The organism is Variovorax sp. CF313 (genome assembly GCF_000282635.1).
In the GTDB taxonomy this organism is placed as follows: Bacteria; Pseudomonadota; Gammaproteobacteria; order Burkholderiales; family Burkholderiaceae_C; genus Variovorax.
The window spans coordinates 18,509-36,262 of the sequence record NZ_AKIW01000025.1; the positions used below are offsets into that span (position 1 = coordinate 18,509).

Consider the following 17,754-nt stretch of genomic DNA (forward strand, 5'->3'; position numbering starts at 1 on the left):
CGGCAATGCAGCGATAAACTGGGATTTCAGCAGCTTCACGCTTGTGGCCAACCGCCAGTCGATCTACTTCAACTTTCACCACGAGAGCAACCTTGCGGCAAATGGTGCACTCCACCTTCGTCTCTTCAACGTCCTGCGACAGGACTGTGGACTTGTTCAGATCATTCTTAGCTCGTAGATCGCAGCAGCTGCTCCATCCTCGAGCCGCGCTGCATGACCGCGCCGGCCTTCTGCATCCGCTCCTTCTCGCTCAGCCCGGGGTCGCGCATGATCTGCTGGCTCGCCTTGAACATTTCCAGGTTCGCGATGGTGATGAGCTGCCGGTTCGAGGACTGGCGCCAGCCGGTCAGTTTGTTGATGTCCCAGAGGATCCTTTTCTCCTCCGGATCCTTGGTACCGAATCCGTAGGTGAATGAGGCGATCCTCTGTTTCAGCTGCTGCGGCAGCTCGGTGCGCCAGACCATCGGGGATTCGGGAATGTCAGGCGACTCCCACAGCACGCGGATCTTCGCGGCGTCGGCCGGGCGCCGGGAGCGAAGGTTGTCCAGCTCCGAAGTGTTGTTGGTCGCGACATCGACCTCCCCCTTGGCAACGGCCAGCAGGTTGGCCTCGTGGCTTCCGCGCCGGACTTCCCTGAACAGTCCCGCCGGGTCGATCACTCCCTTCTTGACGAAAGCGAAGTACATCGGGACGAGATGTCCCGAAGCACTCTTTTCGTCGCCATCGCCGAAGCGCAGCTGCGGGGCCGAGCGGATCAGGTCCTCGAGATCGCGCAGCTTGCTGTCTTGCGGCACGATGAGGATCGAGCGATAGGAAGCCTTGCCCTGGTTCACCATGGTGGCGAATACGCTGCCGACCCCCATCTCCACGACGTCCAGCGCGGCTGCATTTCCGAGCCACGCTACATCCATGCTCCCCGCTGCGAATTCCTTCACGATCTCGTCGGCGGCGCCGAACACGCGCCGGTCTATCGAAGTACCCGTTGCAAGCGCCATCCGATCGAGGAACGGATTCCAGTTCTTCAGCATGACTTCGGGATCCCGGGGGCTGATGAGTCCGAAGGCCAGCCGGGCGGTGGGCTGAGGCCCGGGCGGTTTTGCGGCCTGGGGCGTGCCTTGCGCCCAGGCGGGTGTGCATCCGGCAGCGCCGGCCCCGATCAAAAAATGACGTCGTTTCACTGTGTCTCCTGATGCTTTTTCAGCATGTGTCGTTGGTGGGCAAGGGAGCGGACACCTGAGCAGCCAGATGCGCAGCCCCGAATCCATGATTGAGTCGTCATGCGCTGGTGCCGAGAGGAAAAGCACGGTGACTGTGCGAAAGCATGTTGAAAGACTCGAGTCCGGAAGATGGATGCCGGCGGCCATGAACGTGCCGGTCGCCCGGGGCGCAAGTGCGAGCCCGGCGGCATCGGCTTCAGGCCGGGCGGTCTTTCTTTCGACTGTCTTTCGACTGTGCGTGGTGCAAGCCCCAGTTCATGGCAAGGCCCTTGATGGCACCATTCGTCCATGAAGCTTTTGCTCGTGGAAGACGACTTTGACCTGTCGGGGGTGCTCTCCCGCAGCTTGTCGTCGCGCGGCTTCGAACTGCTGTGCTGCAGCGACGGCGTCGAGGCCTTGGCCGCGGCTCGCAAGAAGAGCTTCGACATCATCGTGCTCGACCTCTCGCTTCCCGGGCTCGACGGGCTCGAGCTCCTTCACCGTCTGCGCGGCGACGGAAATGCGACCCCGGTGCTCGTGCTGACTGCCAGGGGCGCTGTCGGGGACCGGATCGCCGGTCTCAACGCAGGGGCCGATGACTATCTGGCCAAGCCGTTCGACCTGGAGGAGTTGATCGCGCGCGTTGGCGCGTTGACCCGCCGCTTCGGGCGCGACGGGGAGTTCAGGTGCGGACGACTGCGCTACGAGGCGTCAGCCAATGTTTTCTACAAGGACCAGAGTCCGCTCGATCTCTCGCAGCGCGAGGCCGATCTCCTGAAAAAGCTGATGTCACGCGTCGAGCACGTCGTCCCCAGGGAGGTACTGAGGGACGCGGTGTTCGGCGCGGACGCGGCGCAGGCGGACGCCATCGACGTCGTCGTACACCGGCTCCGGAAGAAGCTGGTCGGCGCGAATGTCGAGGTGCTGAACCTGCGGGGAGTCGGATATCTGTTGTGCGACGACGCGTCGGTGGCAGCGCAGCGTCCATCCCCTTGACATGAAGTCGCCGCTTCAACCGCCGCGCGCTGGGTCGCTTCGGCACTTCCTGCTTCTATGGCTCCTCGGGGGGCTATGGCTCCTGATCGCGTGCCTCGTGCTCGTCCATCTGGTGGCGGGCCTGATCACCTTGGCGCGCGAGCAGGATGCCCGCCTCGTCGCGAAGCTTGGGCGGATCGACGCGGCAGGCGGTGGCGAGGTGCAAGGCGTTCAGGGCCCGGTGCCGCCGGTGCCATCGTTCTATCGGGTCAGTGCCATCGACGGAAGCCTGATCGCGGGCGACCGCATGCTCGAGGCATTTCCGTGGACGGCGACCCTGCCGGAGTCCGGTGATCCCCGCTTCTATGTGAGCCAGCGGAGCGGGACCTCCGTGCGGGCCGTGGCGGCCCTGCGAAAGGACGCCCACGCTCCTGACCGGAAGGTGGTCGTCCAGTTTGCCGAACCGATGCGTGCACGCTTCGAGGTCTGGGACGAGCTCCCCGGGCAGCTGCTCGGATGGATCGGCGTGGCAGCCGTCGGCATGTCCCTGGTGGTGATCTCGGGTGTGGCCATGACCTCGCGATGGCTGGAGCGTGCCCGCCAGGCCCTCGATGCGCCGCAACTGGATGTCGGTCTCTACGACGGGCCGTCCGAGCTGCGCCCGGCGATGGCGCGTATGCACGAACTCCATCTGCGGCAGCGCGAATGGGTGGAAGAGCAGCGCCGCTTCCTCGCCGACGCGTCGCACCAGCTGCGCACCCCCATGTCGGTGCTCCGGACTCAGCTGCAGTCGGCCATCGCGGGCGATGTGCCGGCCTCCGAGATCCTGCCGCAGATGCTGCATACGGTGGATCGGGCGACGGACATGGCCAATCAGCTGCTCAGCCTGAGCAAGCTCGAGCAGATCAAGCGTGCGGGCCGGCTGCAGACCGTGCTGCTGCACGCCGTGGCCCTGGACGCGGTAATGGAGCTCGCACCGCTCGTCGCGGCCAAGCGCCTGGACTTCGCGCTCGAAGGCGACGATGGGCTTGGCGCCACCGGCGATCCGCTCATGCTCGGCGAGCTGCTTCGCAACTTGCTTGCGAACGCGATACATCACACGCCCGACGGCGGCCGGCTCGGCATCCTGATGCGCGCCTATGCCGCAACGATCGAACTGGTGGTGTGGGACGGTGGGCCCGGCTTGGACGATGCGTTGCGCCCGAGGCTGTTCCAGGCGTTCTCGGCGACCAAGGGCGGTGTTGGGCTGGGGCTGTCCATCTGTCGGCAGATCGCGGAAGCCATGGGCGCGACCATGGAGATTCACAACCGCGTCGACGGCGGCCGCGTCATCGGCGTCGACGCCGTGGTTCGCTGGAGCCAGGGGCCCTGACCGCCGACGGCGCGGCGTGCCGCATCGCTGCGCTTGCCGCGTCCTTCAATCCGTGCCTTTTCACAGCCTTCGCGTGGCTGGGGGCAGTGCTTTCACAAATTTCTCTGGTTTCAACCGTCAAGGAGACGAACATGAAGAAGAAAAACGCGCTTGCCGCTCTCGCGGTCCTCGCCATGGCAGGCATGACCGGTCTGACCGGCGTGCCTGTCGCCCACGCGCAGGGCGCAGGCCAGCTGAACGTCATCTGTTCCGTCCAGGACGAATGGTGCTCGCTGATGAGCACGACCTTCGCCCGCAGTTCCGGCATCAAGGTCAATGTGCTCAAGCGAGGCAGTGGCGAGGCGCTGGCGCAGCTGCTGGCGGAGCGCAGCAATCCGAAGACCGACGTGTGGTTCGGCGGCACGGGCGATCCCCATCTGCAGGCCGCGGAGCAGGACTTGACGCTCGAGTACAGGTCGCCGTCCCTCCCGCAGCTCCACGCCTGGTCGCAGTCGCAGGCCGAACAATCGAAATGGCGGACCGTCGGCGTGTACTCCGGTCCGCTGGGTTTTGCATTCAACACCGAGCTGCTGGCGAAGAAGAAGCTGCCCGAGCCCAAGTGCTGGAAGGACTTGCTCTCACCGGCGCTGCGCGGCGAGATCCAGGTTGCCAACCCGGCGAGCTCGGGCACCGCCTACACCATGATCGCGACCCTGGTGCAGCTGATGGGGGAGGACAAGGCTTTCGAGTACATGAAGGCTCTGCACAGGAACGTCGGGCAGTACGCGCGCTCCGGCACGGGTCCCATCAAGGCTGCGGCCCGCGGTGAGACCACTGTTTCCATCAGCTTCGTCCATGACGCGCCCAGCGAGCAGATGCAGGGCTTTCCGATCGCGACCGCGACACCCTGCGAGGGAACGGGCGCGGAGATCGGATCGATGTCGATCGTCAAGGGCGCACGCAACCTCGATAACGCGAGGAAGTTCTATGAGTGGGCCCTGACGCCGGCGGCGCAGCAGCTGGCAGCCGCGGCGCATCAGTTCCAGCTGCCCTCGAACAAGTCGGCCAGGCTGGACAGCCACGTTCCCGATTTCCGCAAGATCCGCCTCATCGACTACGACTACGCGAAGTACGGGCAATCGGCAGAGCGCAAGCGCCTGATCGAACGCTGGGACCGCGAGGTCAATTCCCTGCCACGTTGATCGGTCCGGCATGAAACTCAACGACAACAACCGACCGATCGTGGTCTGGTCGATCATCGGCCTCGTCGCTTTCTGCGTCCTCCCCTGGTATGCGCTGCCCGAAGGCTTGTCCGGACTCCAGAGCATCGGCGAATTGTTTGCCGGGCATGACAGCTCCAGCGCGCTCGCCCAGATTCTGCTGCATCGGCGTCCCTGGCTTGCCGTGGGGGTCTGGCCGCTGGTCGTTGCGCTGGTATCCCTGCGCATGACGCCGGGGGTCGCCCAGGGCCGCCTCCTCGCTTGGTGCAGCGCGCTGGGCGTGGCGGGAATGCTTCTCCAGGGCTTCGCCATCGGATTGCCCGCAACTAGCGTGATCCACGGCGCAAGCCAGCCAGGTTTCGGCTGGGGGGCCATGCTGGTGCTGTGTTCGCTTCTTATGCTGGCCGCATTCGGCATGGCGCGAACCGGCGCATTCCGCGGCGACCTGTTCGTCGCGGCGGCGGTGCTCGGCGCCAGCAGTCTGCTGGTCACCTTCGTCGCCTTTCCGGTCTTCAGGTCGTTGTCCGGCGCCTTCCTCGACGACAGCGGCCACCCCAGTGTTGCGGCCTGGCTCGCACGGATCGCGAGCGAGCGGATCTGGGGCATCGGCTGCGCATACTCCGCGCAGAGCTGCGGCGTCGCGTGGAACACGCTGGCACTGGCCACGCTGACCGGCCTCACAACGACGGTGCTCGGAACGCTGCTGGCCCTGATCGAGAACCGCAGCGACTCCAGAATCCGCAACGCGCTTCGATTCCTCGCGCCTCTGCCCATCATCACGCCTCCCTTCGTCGTGGGATTGGGCCTCATCCTCCTGTTCGGGAGGGCGGGCATCGTCAACCAACTGATCGAGTGGGCCTTCGGCGTGGAGCCTACGCGCTGGTTCTATGGCTGGTTCGGCGTCTGGCTTGCGCAGCTGTTCGCGTTCACACCGATCGCCTTCCTGATCGTGCGCGGCGTCATCGAGGGCATCAGCCCTTCGCTCGAAGAGGCATCGCAGACCCTGCGCGCGGGCGGCTGGCGCACCTTCCTGTACGTCACCTTCCCGTTGATGCTGCCGGGGCTCACGAATGCGTTTCTCGTCGGCTTTATCGAGAGCATCGCCGACTTCGGCAACCCGATCGTCGTCGGCGGGCAGTTCTCGGTCCTGTCCACGGAGATCTTCTTCGCCATCGTCGGCGCCCAGTTCGATCAGGGCAGGGCAGCCGCGCTCGCGCTCATCCTCACCGTGTTCGCCCTGGGCGTCTTCGCGCTGCAGCGCCGCGTCCTCGGCCGGAAGAACTTCACCACCGTTTCGGGCAAGGGCGACGCAGGGCTTGCGATGCGCCTGCCCGACGGGCTGCGGCGCGCGGCGCTGTGCGTGGTCGTGCCCTGGCTGATCTTCACTCTGGTTGTCTACGTCTTCGCGTTCTGCGGCGGCTTTGTGCAGACCTGGGGACGGAACTATTCGCCGACCCTTGCCCACTTCCGCACGGCCTTCGAGGTTGCGATCGAGGGTGGTGCCGTGCAATGGATCGGCGTGGCCTGGGACTCGCTCTTCACGACGGTGCGGCTGGCCGCGATTGCGGCACCGCTCACGGCAGCCATGGGCCTGCTGATCGCCTGGCTGCTGGCCCGTGTCCAGTTCCGCGCGCAGGGCGTGTTCGAGTTCTCGGCGCTCATGGCTTTCGCGATTCCGGGGACCGTCCTGGGCGTCAGCTATGTCCTGGTGTTCAACGTTCCGCCGCTGGAGATGACCGGCACCGGCCTGATCATCGTGATGTGCTTCATCTTCCGGAATCTCCCGGTGGGCGTGCGGGCCGGTGCCGCGGCATTCAAGCAGCTCGACAAGTCGCTCGACGAGGCCTCGCTGATGCTTCGCGCCTCGACGGCGCGGACGCTCTGGTCGGTCACGCTGCCGCTGCTCAAGCCTGCTCTGGCCGCATCGCTCATCTACAGCTTCGTGAGATCGATGACCACCGTTTCCGCCGTGATCTTCCTCGTGACGGCCGAGACGGAACTGGCCACTACTTTCATCATCGGGCGAGTGGGCCAGGGCGACTATGGCGTGGCCCTGGCATACAGCACCGTCCTGATCGTCCTGATGGCACTGGTCACGGGCCTGGTCCAGTGGCGGGTCGGAAATCGCCGCCTGGGCAGAAGAGCTTCCGCGGCGGCAACACCCGCCGGCGCGTCCGACGTGCATCGCAGCCCGGCGGCAACTGCATCGCCGTGATCCCAATCCTCCAGCGAAAGAAACTCATGTACGGCATCGAATTCAAGAACGTCTCCAAGAGCTACGGCACGGGTGCCGGCGCGCCGATGGTCGTCAAGGACATCAGCTTCGGTGTTCCGAAGGGAACGCTGACCACCATCCTCGGACCGTCGGGATGCGGAAAGACCACGACACTGCGGATGATCGCGGGCCTGGAAAGCCCCAGCTCGGGCCGCATCTTCATCGACGGCACGGATGTCACCACGCTCGGTGCGGCGCTGCGGAACGTGAGCCTTGTGTTCCAGAGCTATGCGTTGTTCCCGCACATGAGCGTCATCGAGAACGTGTCCTACGGGCTGCGCATGTCAGGCCTGCCAACGCCTCAGGCCAAGGAAAAGGCGGGGCTGATGCTCGAGACCGTGGGCCTCAAGGGCATGAACGAGCGCATGCCCAGTGAGCTCTCGGGTGGCCAGCAGCAGCGGGTCGCGCTGGCGCGTGCGCTTGCGCTGGAGCCTGCTGTGCTCCTGTTCGACGAGCCGCTGTCCAACCTGGATGCCCGGCTGCGGCGCTCCATGCGCGAGGAGATCCGCTCGCTGCAGCAGCGCCTTTCCCTGACGGTGGCCTACGTGACGCATGACCAAAGCGAGGCGCTGGCGGTCAGCGATCACATCATCGTGATGGATCAGGGGGTGATCGCGCAGCGCGGGGCACCGCACGAACTGTACGAATCGCCGCAATCCGAATTCGTTGCGGGCTTCATGGGCGAGGCCATGCTGTTCGATGGGCTTTGCGATGAACAGCGACGGGTTGGCCTGGGTACCCTGAGCATCGCCGCACCTGCGGGAATCGGTCAGGGCCCCGTGAAGGTCGCGGTGCGTCCGGAGGCCTGGGTCATCAGGCCCGTCTCCAACGACGGCCTCGCGGCGCGGGTGATCAAGAGAACCTACGTTGGCAGCACCGTCGAGTACACGTTCTCCAGCCAGCTCGGCGAGATCTTCGTGGTGTCGCCAGAAGTCAGGCAGACCTTGGCGCATGGCGCGCCAGTGAGCCTGCACCTGGCCGACCACGGCGTTTCCATCGTTTCCTCGGTGAAATAGGCGGGCGCCCGCTGCGTTCGCAGGACATCGGTGTCGACGCCGGCGAGATAGCCTTCAGATCATGCAGATGAGATTCCGACAACCGGCGGTTGCCGCCGGTGGGGAAGATTGCAATCCCTTGCTGCAGCTTCCCGAATTCGACGACAGGCAGTCGAGGAACCTGCAGCCTCGCCAGTCGCTGTTCGACATGAATTCCTGCCTGTCTTTTTCGGAGCATGGCGTGCCATGGCAACCCGGGCGCTTGCGTTACCACCAGGATTTCGAACTCCACGTCATCATGGCTCCGTTTGCTTGTGCTTTCGTCGGTGACGAGATCCACAGCTTCGCATCGGGCAATGTCGTCCTGATCGGCCCGCGCCTGCCGCACAACTTCCGGTTCACGGGCACGGCCGATGGCGCTCGCGCGGCGACGAATCCCGTTCTGCGATTCGCCGATGCACCCTTGCGCAAGAGCATGGTCCTGCTGCCGGAGCTGCGCGAGGCCGAAAGCCTTCTGGACAGGGCCCATCAGGGCGTCGAGTTCGTCGGGTTCCGGGAAGCCGCTATGAAGTACTTGGCGCGAATCGAGCAAAGCCGAGGGCTGGAGCGCTTTTCGGTTTTTTCGGCGCTTCTGGACGAGCTCGCGCGATGGAAGGACACAAGGGTCCTGACGAAGCTGAAGTACGGGCAGGCGCAACCCCTGGCCGGCTGCCGGTCGGGAAAGATCTACGCCGTGCTGGACTACCTCCGGGTGAACTACATGCAGGAATTCAGCCTGCCCGAGATCGGCGCCATGGTCGGGATGCACGAGGCGGCGCTTTCCCGCCAGTTCCGCAAGCTCACCGGCAGAACATTCACCGCCTTCGTTGCCGAGCTGAGGGTGGCCAAGGCCTGCCAGTTGCTCCTCCATAGCGACCGGCAGATCAGCGCCATCTGCTATGCCGTCGGCTTCAACAACATTTCGAATTTCAACAGGCACTTCCTCAAACGCAAGGGCCTGACGCCGACTGAGTACAGAGCGCTCGGCGAGTTGGGCCGACGCAGCGGCTTGGACTGAACCCCATCGACTGGAGCACTAGGGTCATCGGAACTAAGCCACCTGCTGATCATCGCGTTCAGTCCAGGCCCCGCGGGTGAGCCAGGTGCCAGCACGTGGCTTGCTGGTATGCGTGGCCCAGCTGCAAGGCCTGCAGTTCGCCGAGGCCGGGACCAATCACCTGCACTGACACCGGCAAGCCTTGTCGCGTGAAGCCGGCGGGCAAGGCCAGTGAGCAGAGATCGAGCAAGTTCACGAAACGCCCCAAAAGCGACAGTGGCGTGAGCAGTTCGTCCACATCGGACACCGGAATCGCTGCGATGGCATTGGTCGGGAAGATGCAGACGTCCACGTTCATCATGGCTTGCTGCATCGCCGCCTGGGCGTGCGCCCGAGCGGCGAGCAGTTGCTGGTAGCGGGCCGCGCTGATGTCGCGTCCGAGCAGAATGCGGCGCCGCACATGGGGATCGAAGTCCAGGTCGTCGCGCTCGAACAGCGCGCCGAGATTCGCGTAACCCTCGGCGCTCATCAACTGACCTGCGATCTGCATCGCTTCGGTCAGCGACGTCGGCAAGGGCTGGCGCACCAGCGTGACGTCGAGGTCCTGGAAGGCTTGCAACGCCGCGTCATAGACCGAGAGCACCTCGGCGTCCACATGCTGCCGCTCTCCGTCCGGCAGCACCCACGCCCGCATACCCGCGACTGGAAAGCGCAGCGATGGCGCGAGCCTTCGCACCGGAGACGAACGCGATGCCGCGTCGAGCGGGTCGGGCCCTGCGATCACATCGAGCAGCAATGCGCAGTCAGCAACGTCGCGCGTGATCGGGCCGACCGTGTCGTGCGTCGGGCACAACTCGACCAGGCCGTGACGGCTCACCATGCCGTGTGTGGTCTTGAGTCCGACGACGCCGCACAGCCCGGCCGGGATGCGCACCGAGCCGCCGGTGTCCGTGCCGATCGCCGCGCACGCCATCCCGGCGGCCACCGCCACTGCGGAGCCGCTGCTCGAGCCACCTGGCACTCGTCGTGTCGTCAGGTCCCAGGGGTTCCAGGGCGTCCCCATCACGGCATTCGTGCCCCATCCGCCGAACGCGAACTCCACCGTGTGCGTCTTGCCGAGCACCACTGCGCCGGCCTGCCGCAGCCTGTGCACGGCCGTGGCGGTGACCTCGCCGATTCGGGGCGGCCGTGCGACCGACCCCGCCGATGTGGGCCAGCCCTCGATGTCGAACAGGTCCTTGACCGCTACGGTCACGCCATGCAGCGGACCGAGCTTCACGCCGGCCCGCCGCAGTGCATCGAGGCCATCGGCCGCGGACTGGGACTGTGCCACGTGCACATCGACGTAGGCGTGTAGGCCCGGGTCCAGCCGCGCGATCCGCGACAAATGCAAATCGACCAGTTCGCGGCTGCAGATTTCGCCGGCATCGAGTAGTGCCTGCAGGCGTCCGATGGTTGCGAATGCGAGTTCAGTGTCCAGGGTGGTCATGGCACAGGTCCTTCAGAACGCAGCGTGGTTCGTGGCGCCGGACCAGTTCGCCAGGCCGCTGCGCTCCAGTGCAAGCCAACCGCAGGCCACACCTGGCGCGCTGACCACAGCGCGCCCATCGTGCTGAGCTTGACTGCGCTGCAATCGGTGCGATGCCGGGCATGCACCGTAGCGCGGCCAAGGGCGAGGTCGGTGAAGGCAGCTTCGAGCGCGGACGCGCAGCCAGGGACAACCAGCAGCGCGTCGATGCGCGCGTCGTCGAGATAGGGAATGTTCATTACGGGTTCGTGAGGTCGTCGCGTCGGAGATCGGCGCATGACGTGTCTGCCATCGTCATCGCTCAGTTTGCGCCGCCCATCACACGGCGGCCGCGCGCCAACCGCGCCTCCAGCCAGCGCGAGAGCAGCGACAGCGGGAATGCAATGGCGAAGTAGAAGAGGCCCACCAGCAGGAAGATGTGCAGCGGCAGGAAGGACTCGCTGCTGATCGCTCGCGCGGTGAGCATCAGCTCATCGGTAGCAATTAGCGCGCACAGCGAGCTGTCCTTCAGCAGCGAGACATAGGCATTGAGCAACGGCGGCATCATCACGCGCAGGGCTTGCGGCGCGCTCACGTTCACGAAGACCTGCCGCGGCGTCATGCCGACGGCTAGGCCCGCCTCGCGCTGGCCCCTGTGCACTGAACCGAGACCACTGCGCAGGATCTCGGCCACGTAGGCCGACCCCTGCAGACCCAGGCCCAACACGCCTGCCCAGAATCCCGACAGCGTGACGCCGGCCTGTGGCAGCGCGAAGTAGATGGCCAGTAGCAGCGCGAGCAGCGGCACCGATCGGATGAACTGCACATAGACGCCGGCGGTGCGCTGAAGCCCGCGGGATCCCCTGCGCTGCGCCCAGGTCAACAGTGAACCGAGCAATGCCGCCAGGCCGAAGCCGGCGAGCGACAGTGCCACGGTCACCAGCGCGGCGCTGCACAGGCGCCCGCTCCAGTCCCCCCAGTAGTCGGCACAGGTGGCGAAGAATTCGATCATCGACCCACTCCCAGTCGGCGCTCGACATTCGCGAAGCCCCAGATGATCGGCAGAACGATGGCGGCGTAGAGTGCCATTGCGGCCAGATAGATCAGCGTGGTCTCGAAGGTGGAAGTCACGAGGTTGCGGGCGTAGAACATGATTTCGGGAACAGCGATGGCCGACGCAATGGAGGTGTCCTTGACCAGTTGGCTGCCGTAGTTGCCCAGCGACGGCAAGGTGACACGCAGCATCTGCGGTAGCAGCACACAGCGCAGCACTTGCGTCGGCGTGAGGCCGATGGCCAATGCAGCTTCGCGCTGGCCAGTGTGCAAGGACCTCAATCCGGCCGTGAAGATGTCGCACAACACGGCCGCCCCGACCAGGCCTAAGCCCACGCAGGCAGCTGTCACCGGCGACAGCCGGACGCCGGCGGACGCGAGCCCGAAGTACAGGACGAACAAGTGCGCCAGCGCCGGAACGTTGCGCATCCATTCGCTGTAGGCCGCGATGGCGCCTTGCACGAGGCGGCGGTGAGTGAAGGTGCGCGCCAGCGCCAATGCCAGCCCGCACAGCGCCGCGATCAGGAATGCGCCCACAGAGACCTGCAAGGCCGTCAGCGCGCCGACAGACAAGGTCTTGATGATGGCAAGAAAGGTATTCATCACCGCTCAGGTTTTTCAGCGCTGAGACGAGACACGGCCGCCCGCCTGACACAGGAAGGCCTTGGTGCGCGCCGCCTGCGGCCGGTCGATGACCTCGATGGCCGTGCCCTGCTCGACGATGTGTCCGCCGTCCATGAAGATCGCCCGGTCGGCCACCTCGCGAGCGAAGCTGATCTCGTGTGTGACCAGGATCATCGAGCGGCCTTCTTCCGCGAGTTCTTTGATGACGCCCAGCACCTCGCCGACCAGTTCCGGGTCGAGCGCCGAGGTTGGTTCGTCGAACAGCATCACCTTGGGCCGCTGCGCCAGCGCTCGCGCGATCGCGACCCGCTGCTGCTGGCCGCCGGACAGGCGCTCCGGGTACTCTTCGGCCTTGTGGCGCAGATGCACCTTCTCCAGCATCTCATCGGCCAGGTTGTAGGCCTCGGCGCGGCTCAGGCCCGCGCACTCGATCGGACCGAGCGCCACGTTGTCGCGCACGCTCAGATGCGGCCACAGATAGAAGAGCTGGAACACCATCGCCATCTCGGCACGCTGCGGCGCCAGTTCGGTGTCCGTCATCAGGCGCAATTCACCACGCCGATCCGGCACCTGACCGATGCGCTCGTCTTCTAGAAAGACTGAGCCTTCCGTGGGTTTTTCCAGGTAGTTCAAGCAGCGCAGGCAGGTGGACTTGCCCGAGCCGCTGGGGCCTAGCAACGCCAGCGTCTCGCCGCGCTGCAGATCAAACGAGATGCCCTTGAGCACGTCCAGGCTCCCGAACGACTTGCGCAGGGACTGGACGCGCAGCAGCGCTTGCGCGCTGGCTGGGGTGATGGCTGGAGCGATAGCGTTCATCGACTGACGTGGCCTGAATGACGGACCGGTTTACTTGCAGCCGGGCAATTGCCAGCCGGCCGGGCGATCCACGCTGGCGCGGAAGTTCTTGCCGACTGGCACATACCAGACGTCTTGCACCAGGCCGTAACGTTCGCCGATCTTCTTGATCTCGCAGCCCTGCCAGAGCTTGGCGATCTCGGCGTTCACTGCCTTAGCCAGTTCCGGGCTATCCTTGTTAAGGCCGAACACCACCTGACCAAGTCCGGTGAGCAGCGGGAAGTCTGGGTTGTTGTCGGTGAAGGCGTTGAAGCGCAAGTTCCATTGCGGGTTGCGCGAGATGGCGTACTGCACGACCGGCGGGTCGCCGATCACGGCATCGATACGGCCGGCGAGCAGGTCGCGCACCGCTGCGTCTGAAGTGTCGTACTGGCTGAGCTGCAGGCCGGTGATCTTGCGCAGCTCGGGAATGAAGGAAAAGCCGGTGATCGTGCCAACCTTCTTGCCTTCCAGGTCCTTTAGCGTCGCCCAGTTGGTCTTGGACGACTGCATGATCCCGTTCTTGAAGTAGTGGATCGGGTCGCTCAAGGTCATGATCTTCGAGCGCTGCTCGGTCCAGCCCATGGTGCCAGCCATCACGTCGACGCGTTTGGCTTGCACGGACGCGATCGTGCCCGACCACTCCATCAGCGCAGGCTTGACCTGCAGCTTCAGCGCGTCGGCCACGCGCTGTAGGATCTCGCCGTCGTAGCCAATCATCTTGCCGTCTTGATAACCGGTTCCGGGCATGTCGCCGGTGAAGGCGATCGTCAGCTTGTTCACCTCGATGGTTTGAGCCTGCACACTCGCAAGCAGGCCGACGAGGGTGAGCAGGGCACACAGGGGGCGGGGCAGTTTGCCGATGTTCATGGAGGCTCCGAAAAGATTGAAGGGCTAGAAAGAGGACGTGAGCAAATGGTAGAAATGAACGCCGAAACCCTCCTGTATCGGTGCGAGCAACAATAGAACGTATGCGACATTCAGGGATATCCCGGTGAGCCGCCGAGGCGGGGAACCCGCGCCACCGCCACACCAGACAGCCACGCTGGATTGGCTCGATGCCGAGTCGCCTCCGCGGGTCAGCTCGCCACGTCAGGCCGAACTGCGTATTGGCATCGTGTTGTGGCCAACGTTTCCGTTGCTGTCGCTGGCCGGACTCAGTGATGCGCTGCGCCACGCCGCCGACATGGGCGACCGCAGCCGCCAAGTCCGTTGCACCTGGCGCGTGCTCGGGCTGGAGGGCGAGTCGGTGCGTGCCAGCTCCGGCATCGAGGTGCCGGTACAGCAGGCCTTCTCGTCCACGTTCGACTTTGACTACTTGGCGGTGATCGGCGGTCTGCTACCGCAGATCGATCGCGTCCCCGCGGGCTATCCGCGCTATTTGAAGCAAGTGGCGGAGGCCGGCATTCCATTGATCGGCGTCTGCACCGGAAGCTTCGTGCTGGCCCGTCACAGACTGATGGACGAGCGCGTCGCTTGCGTTCATCCGTTCCACGTCGATGACTGGAAGGCCATGTTTCCGGGCCATCCATTCGTTACTCACACCGACTACCACGTCGATCGGGATCGCATCACCTGCGCCGGAGGCATCTCGATCATCGAACTCGCCGCCGAACTGGCGCGCCGGCATTGCGGCCCGGGTACCTCAGCCAAGGTCATCCACCAGATGACCGTCGCGCCGCGAAAGTCCAGCAGCCACATGGCGCGTCGTCAGGCGCTGGGCTACATCACGACCGAGAAGGACAAGCTGCGTCAGGTCGTGCTGCTGATGGAGAAGAACCTGTCACCGCCGCTGGAGATCGCCGTCATCGCGCGCCTCGTAGGTTCGAACCCGCGACAGCTCGAACGGGCTTTCCTCGCCGAAACCGGCTTCACCCCGTCGGACTACTACCGAACCCTGCGCCTGAAGTACGGGCGATGGCTGCTCACAACCTCGGACATCAGCATCAACGAGATTGCCTTCGAATGCGGATTCGCCGACGCGTCACATTTCATCCGCCACTTTCAGACGCAGTTCGGGATGACGCCAGGTCGTTTGCGGCGGGCGTTGGAGGGAGGCGCATGACCGTGGCCCATCCGAACGACCGGTTTGGCCGATAGTACCCATTCGCGCGAGGCCGAGGGATATCGGCAATCACTGCAAAGCAGAAGCCCCAGTGCTCCTACCGCATGATAGGGTTACCCCCTCGGCAACCGCGAGGCAGAAGTTCTCCTACGAACCATGGGTGCGCTACTGAAAGATCCAACGTCACCTTAGCGGCTGTCTCATCGCAAGGGAGATGGTCACCAACCCGTCAGGTGCTGCCGCAGGCCGCTGGATGGTCGCGACCCGCTTGACGGTGCATAAAGGCTCTGGACGTCTTCTCGATGCGGATGGCAGCTTGCATGGCCAGAAGCTCGAGGGCCTGTGGGAGTTGGTGAAGATCGCCAAGGGCGGCGAACGGCAGGAGCCGTGGATCCTGTTCAAGAAGAAGGACGAACACGCGCGCGCGCACGCCAAATGATCCGGATGGCGTTACATTGTCTTGGACGACTCTGGACGGTTCGCTGATGTCTCAAGGGGAGAACTGCGGTTCGGCCGTACGTTGATGGACATTTTTGGACATCAACGTGGTGCTTCGACAGGAACCGCAAAACCCGCTGCAGGCTGCGCCAGTATTGGGTTTTTTCTTTTTCCAATGGAAAGATACCGACAAAAATACCGGCAAACGGCACAGCGTTGCTCATGCGCAACACCATTTGCCCTGGTACGTTTCCGCCTCAGAAGAAGCCGCCGAGCCCTCTAGGGGCCTGTTTCCATTGAGGAAGGGCCCGGGGGCACACTGCACCGGGAAAACCCGCCAGCGGGCCGCCTGGAGGCGTGCACAGCCATTGCACCACGGCTCGCTGCCCTTATGCCAACATTGTTGAAGGTGAGAAGTGCGCCCTGCCCCTGCAAAACGCAACCCCCAAATTTGCTCAGGCTGGCACGAGGAGCCTTTGCACCGTGGCCGGGCGCGCCCCAGTGGAGCGGATGGCCTGGCTTTGCTGCTTGCTGTCGAGGGCGCGCAGAATTTCCTGCGCTAGATGCCCCAATGCGTTGCCAAGAAGCGGCGGCACGGCATTGCCGACTTGCTTGAGTTGCTGCCATTCGCTGCCCTTGAAGACAAAGCCATCGTGGAAGGATTGAAGCCGCGCCGCTTCTCTAACGGTAATCCATCGTTCGAGGTGCGGATGCACCCATTCGCTCATGTCTCGATGCATCTGGGCAAGGATGGTGTACGAGGGCAGGTCGGGGTGCAGTCGCCGCCATTTCTCCGGCCTAGCGCCGTTCCAAATATGCTTGGGTAGGCTGTCCGCCTTCATTCCTGGTTTGAGGAACGAGATAAGGTGAGCCCGTTTGGCCTGCATTTCCTTTGTGTGGTGGTTGTGCAGCACAACCTGTTCGTTGCCCAGGCCGCGTTTGCGCTTTCCGGCTTTTGTGTAGTGCGTGCCGTCGTGGTCCAGCCGCATATCTTTCTGGAAAGGGGTCAACTTTGTCGTTTTGGGGTAGGGCATCACGTCCCCACTGTCAACGATCTTGGCGGGGAGGTCGCTAATAGCTTCCGCGACGGTGACTGGTCGAGCCACCTTGAGACCCTCAAGTACCCATTCGCAAAGCGACCCCAGATCGACGTTCAGTTGTTCTTCGTCCCGAGTCCCTACAAAGATGACCCGTTGGCGAGTCTGCGGAACGCCGTAGTCATCTGCTGAGACTCGAAGCATCACGGTATTGCTGTAGCCGAGGTCCGCGAATTCCTTCAGGATGAGGTGCTTGAAGTGCCCTTTGTTCATCAAGGCTAGATTTGGCACGTTCTCCATCAGAAAGACGCGGGGCTTGAGCTTGGCAACGATGCGTGTGTACTGTTGGTACAGCTCATTGCGCTCATCATCTAGCCGGCGCATGCCGATCTGACTGAATCCCTGACACGGCGGACCACCGAAAACTAGGTCAACGCCCTTCACCCTGAAGCTTTCGACGTGGTCGGTTCCTTCGGTCAAGAACGATTGGACGTCGCCCTCGAACAACTTCGTCCGGGGGAAGTTGTGGCGGTAGGTCTCACATGCGTATTTATCCAGTTCAACGGCTGCTCGTACCTCGAACCCGGACGACTCGATCCCTTCGCAGAAACCGCCACATCCTGAAAAAAGCGACAGAGCCGTGGGAGGGGATTCGCGGGGCACCGTTTTGCCGGGCTCGACCGGCGAGTCTGTGAAACTTTTAGGCATCTATCGAGTGTACCGGGATGCGTGCCTTGGCATCAATGCCTGGGAGCTTGTCGTCGTAGTTCGAATATGTGACTCATATTCCGTGGACCAATAGTCAACTAAAAAATAGCCTCCCCGCATGAGATTGGCTGACCATTTTGGTGCGGCGGTGCGTCGGCACCGAGAGTTACTGCGGCTCAGTCAAGAGGAGTTGGCGGAGCGGGCCGATATGGACCGAACCTACGTAAGCGGAGTCGAGCGTGGTGTACGAAATCCCAGTCTTGACGTGATGCAGCGCATCGCGACTGCGCTTGGTGCCGACCTGGACGTCTTGTTCGCGACTGCCCGGGAAGTGGGCACCCATAAGGACGCATAGTGGCCTTCGAGTTCGATCACGCAAACACTTGCCCAAGCTGTCCATATGGCGGCTGCTCGGAGGACTTGCGAGCCAGCCCCGTAGG

The 17,754-nt window shown here is 63.9% G+C and carries 17 protein-coding genes; 9 read left to right on the forward strand and 8 right to left on the reverse strand.

Going from position 1 to position 17,754, the window contains the following annotated elements; translation table 11 throughout:
* Positions 1–167 precede the first annotated feature (167 nt).
* The gene (gene phnD, locus PMI12_RS08300) at positions 168–1,178 is read right to left on the reverse strand and encodes a phosphate/phosphite/phosphonate ABC transporter substrate-binding protein (RefSeq protein ID WP_007830998.1); all 1,011 of its coding nucleotides are present in this window, start codon (positions 1,176–1,178) and stop codon (positions 168–170) included.
* A gap of 327 nt (positions 1,179–1,505) precedes the next feature.
* On the opposite strand from phnD, the gene PMI12_RS08305 reads away from it, so the two are divergent.
* From PMI12_RS08305 to PMI12_RS08330, 6 genes are all read left to right on the forward strand, one after another.
* A complete protein-coding gene (locus tag PMI12_RS08305) occupies positions 1,506–2,192 on the forward strand; it encodes a response regulator transcription factor (RefSeq protein WP_007831000.1) in 687 nt (228 codons plus the stop codon).
* A gap of 1 nt (position 2,193) precedes the next feature.
* Positions 2,194–3,543: a sensor histidine kinase gene (locus tag PMI12_RS08310; RefSeq protein ID WP_007831002.1), complete on the forward strand. Its 1,350-nt coding sequence runs from the start codon at positions 2,194–2,196 to the stop codon at positions 3,541–3,543.
* Positions 3,544–3,674: 131 nt separating this feature from the next.
* Positions 3,675–4,724, forward strand: coding sequence for an ABC transporter substrate-binding protein (locus tag PMI12_RS08315; protein ID WP_007831004.1), 1,050 nt, complete (start codon positions 3,675–3,677; stop codon positions 4,722–4,724).
* Positions 4,725–4,734: 10 nt separating this feature from the next.
* The gene (locus PMI12_RS08320) at positions 4,735–6,957 is read left to right on the forward strand and encodes an ABC transporter permease (RefSeq protein WP_007831005.1); all 2,223 of its coding nucleotides are present in this window, start codon (positions 4,735–4,737) and stop codon (positions 6,955–6,957) included.
* Between the two features lie 26 nt (positions 6,958–6,983).
* Positions 6,984–8,033 carry an ABC transporter ATP-binding protein gene (locus PMI12_RS08325; protein WP_007831006.1) on the forward strand — a complete coding sequence of 350 codons (1,050 nt, stop codon included), beginning with the start codon at positions 6,984–6,986 and terminating at the stop codon, positions 8,031–8,033.
* Between the two features lie 118 nt (positions 8,034–8,151).
* Positions 8,152–9,069, forward strand: a complete 918-nt coding sequence (locus PMI12_RS08330) for an AraC family transcriptional regulator (protein ID WP_049965531.1) — start codon at positions 8,152–8,154, stop codon at positions 9,067–9,069.
* 58 nt (positions 9,070–9,127) lie between these two features.
* Here the strand turns inward: PMI12_RS08330 and PMI12_RS08335 are convergent, their stop codons facing one another.
* The 6 genes from PMI12_RS08335 to PMI12_RS08360 all read right to left on the reverse strand — a co-directional run bounded on the left by PMI12_RS08335 (position 9,128) and on the right by PMI12_RS08360 (position 13,936).
* Positions 9,128–10,537 carry an amidase gene (locus PMI12_RS08335; RefSeq protein ID WP_007831008.1) on the reverse strand — a complete coding sequence of 470 codons (1,410 nt, stop codon included), beginning with the start codon at positions 10,535–10,537 and terminating at the stop codon, positions 9,128–9,130.
* Complete coding sequence (locus PMI12_RS08340; protein ID WP_042673049.1) at positions 10,534–10,815, reverse strand: hypothetical protein; 282 nt, start codon at positions 10,813–10,815, stop codon at positions 10,534–10,536. Before PMI12_RS08340 ends, PMI12_RS08335 begins: the two co-directional genes overlap by 4 nt.
* Positions 10,816–10,877: 62 nt before the next feature.
* The gene (locus tag PMI12_RS08345) at positions 10,878–11,567 is read right to left on the reverse strand and encodes an amino acid ABC transporter permease (RefSeq protein ID WP_007831011.1); all 690 of its coding nucleotides are present in this window, start codon (positions 11,565–11,567) and stop codon (positions 10,878–10,880) included.
* A complete protein-coding gene (locus PMI12_RS08350) occupies positions 11,564–12,211 on the reverse strand; it encodes an amino acid ABC transporter permease (protein WP_007831014.1) in 648 nt (215 codons plus the stop codon). The genes PMI12_RS08345 and PMI12_RS08350 overlap by 4 nt, the downstream gene beginning before the upstream one ends.
* Before the next feature lie 15 nt (positions 12,212–12,226).
* The gene (locus PMI12_RS08355; RefSeq protein ID WP_007831016.1) at positions 12,227–13,048 is read right to left on the reverse strand and encodes an amino acid ABC transporter ATP-binding protein; all 822 of its coding nucleotides are present in this window, start codon (positions 13,046–13,048) and stop codon (positions 12,227–12,229) included.
* A 30-nt stretch (positions 13,049–13,078) separates the two neighbouring features.
* Positions 13,079–13,936, reverse strand: a complete 858-nt coding sequence (locus PMI12_RS08360) for an ABC transporter substrate-binding protein (protein WP_007831017.1) — start codon at positions 13,934–13,936, stop codon at positions 13,079–13,081.
* A 124-nt stretch (positions 13,937–14,060) separates the two neighbouring features.
* On the opposite strand from PMI12_RS08360, the gene PMI12_RS08365 reads away from it, so the two are divergent.
* Both PMI12_RS08365 and PMI12_RS28670 read left to right on the forward strand, forming a co-directional pair.
* The gene (locus PMI12_RS08365) at positions 14,061–15,131 is read left to right on the forward strand and encodes a GlxA family transcriptional regulator (protein ID WP_237726057.1); all 1,071 of its coding nucleotides are present in this window, start codon (positions 14,061–14,063) and stop codon (positions 15,129–15,131) included.
* Between the two features lie 214 nt (positions 15,132–15,345).
* Complete coding sequence (locus PMI12_RS28670) at positions 15,346–15,570, forward strand: hypothetical protein (protein WP_157632160.1); 225 nt, start codon at positions 15,346–15,348, stop codon at positions 15,568–15,570.
* Positions 15,571–16,024: 454 nt separating this feature from the next.
* Here the strand turns inward: PMI12_RS28670 and PMI12_RS08370 are convergent, their stop codons facing one another.
* On the reverse strand, positions 16,025–17,314 hold the full coding sequence (locus PMI12_RS08370; protein ID WP_007831022.1) for a DNA cytosine methyltransferase: 1,290 nt from the start codon (positions 17,312–17,314) through the stop codon (positions 16,025–16,027).
* Positions 17,315–17,432: 118 nt separating this feature from the next.
* Here PMI12_RS08370 and PMI12_RS28045 point away from each other — a divergent pair, with 118 nt between their 5' ends.
* Positions 17,433–17,669 carry a helix-turn-helix domain-containing protein gene (locus tag PMI12_RS28045; protein WP_081502626.1) on the forward strand — a complete coding sequence of 79 codons (237 nt, stop codon included), beginning with the start codon at positions 17,433–17,435 and terminating at the stop codon, positions 17,667–17,669.
* Positions 17,670–17,754: the final 85 nt, after the last annotated feature.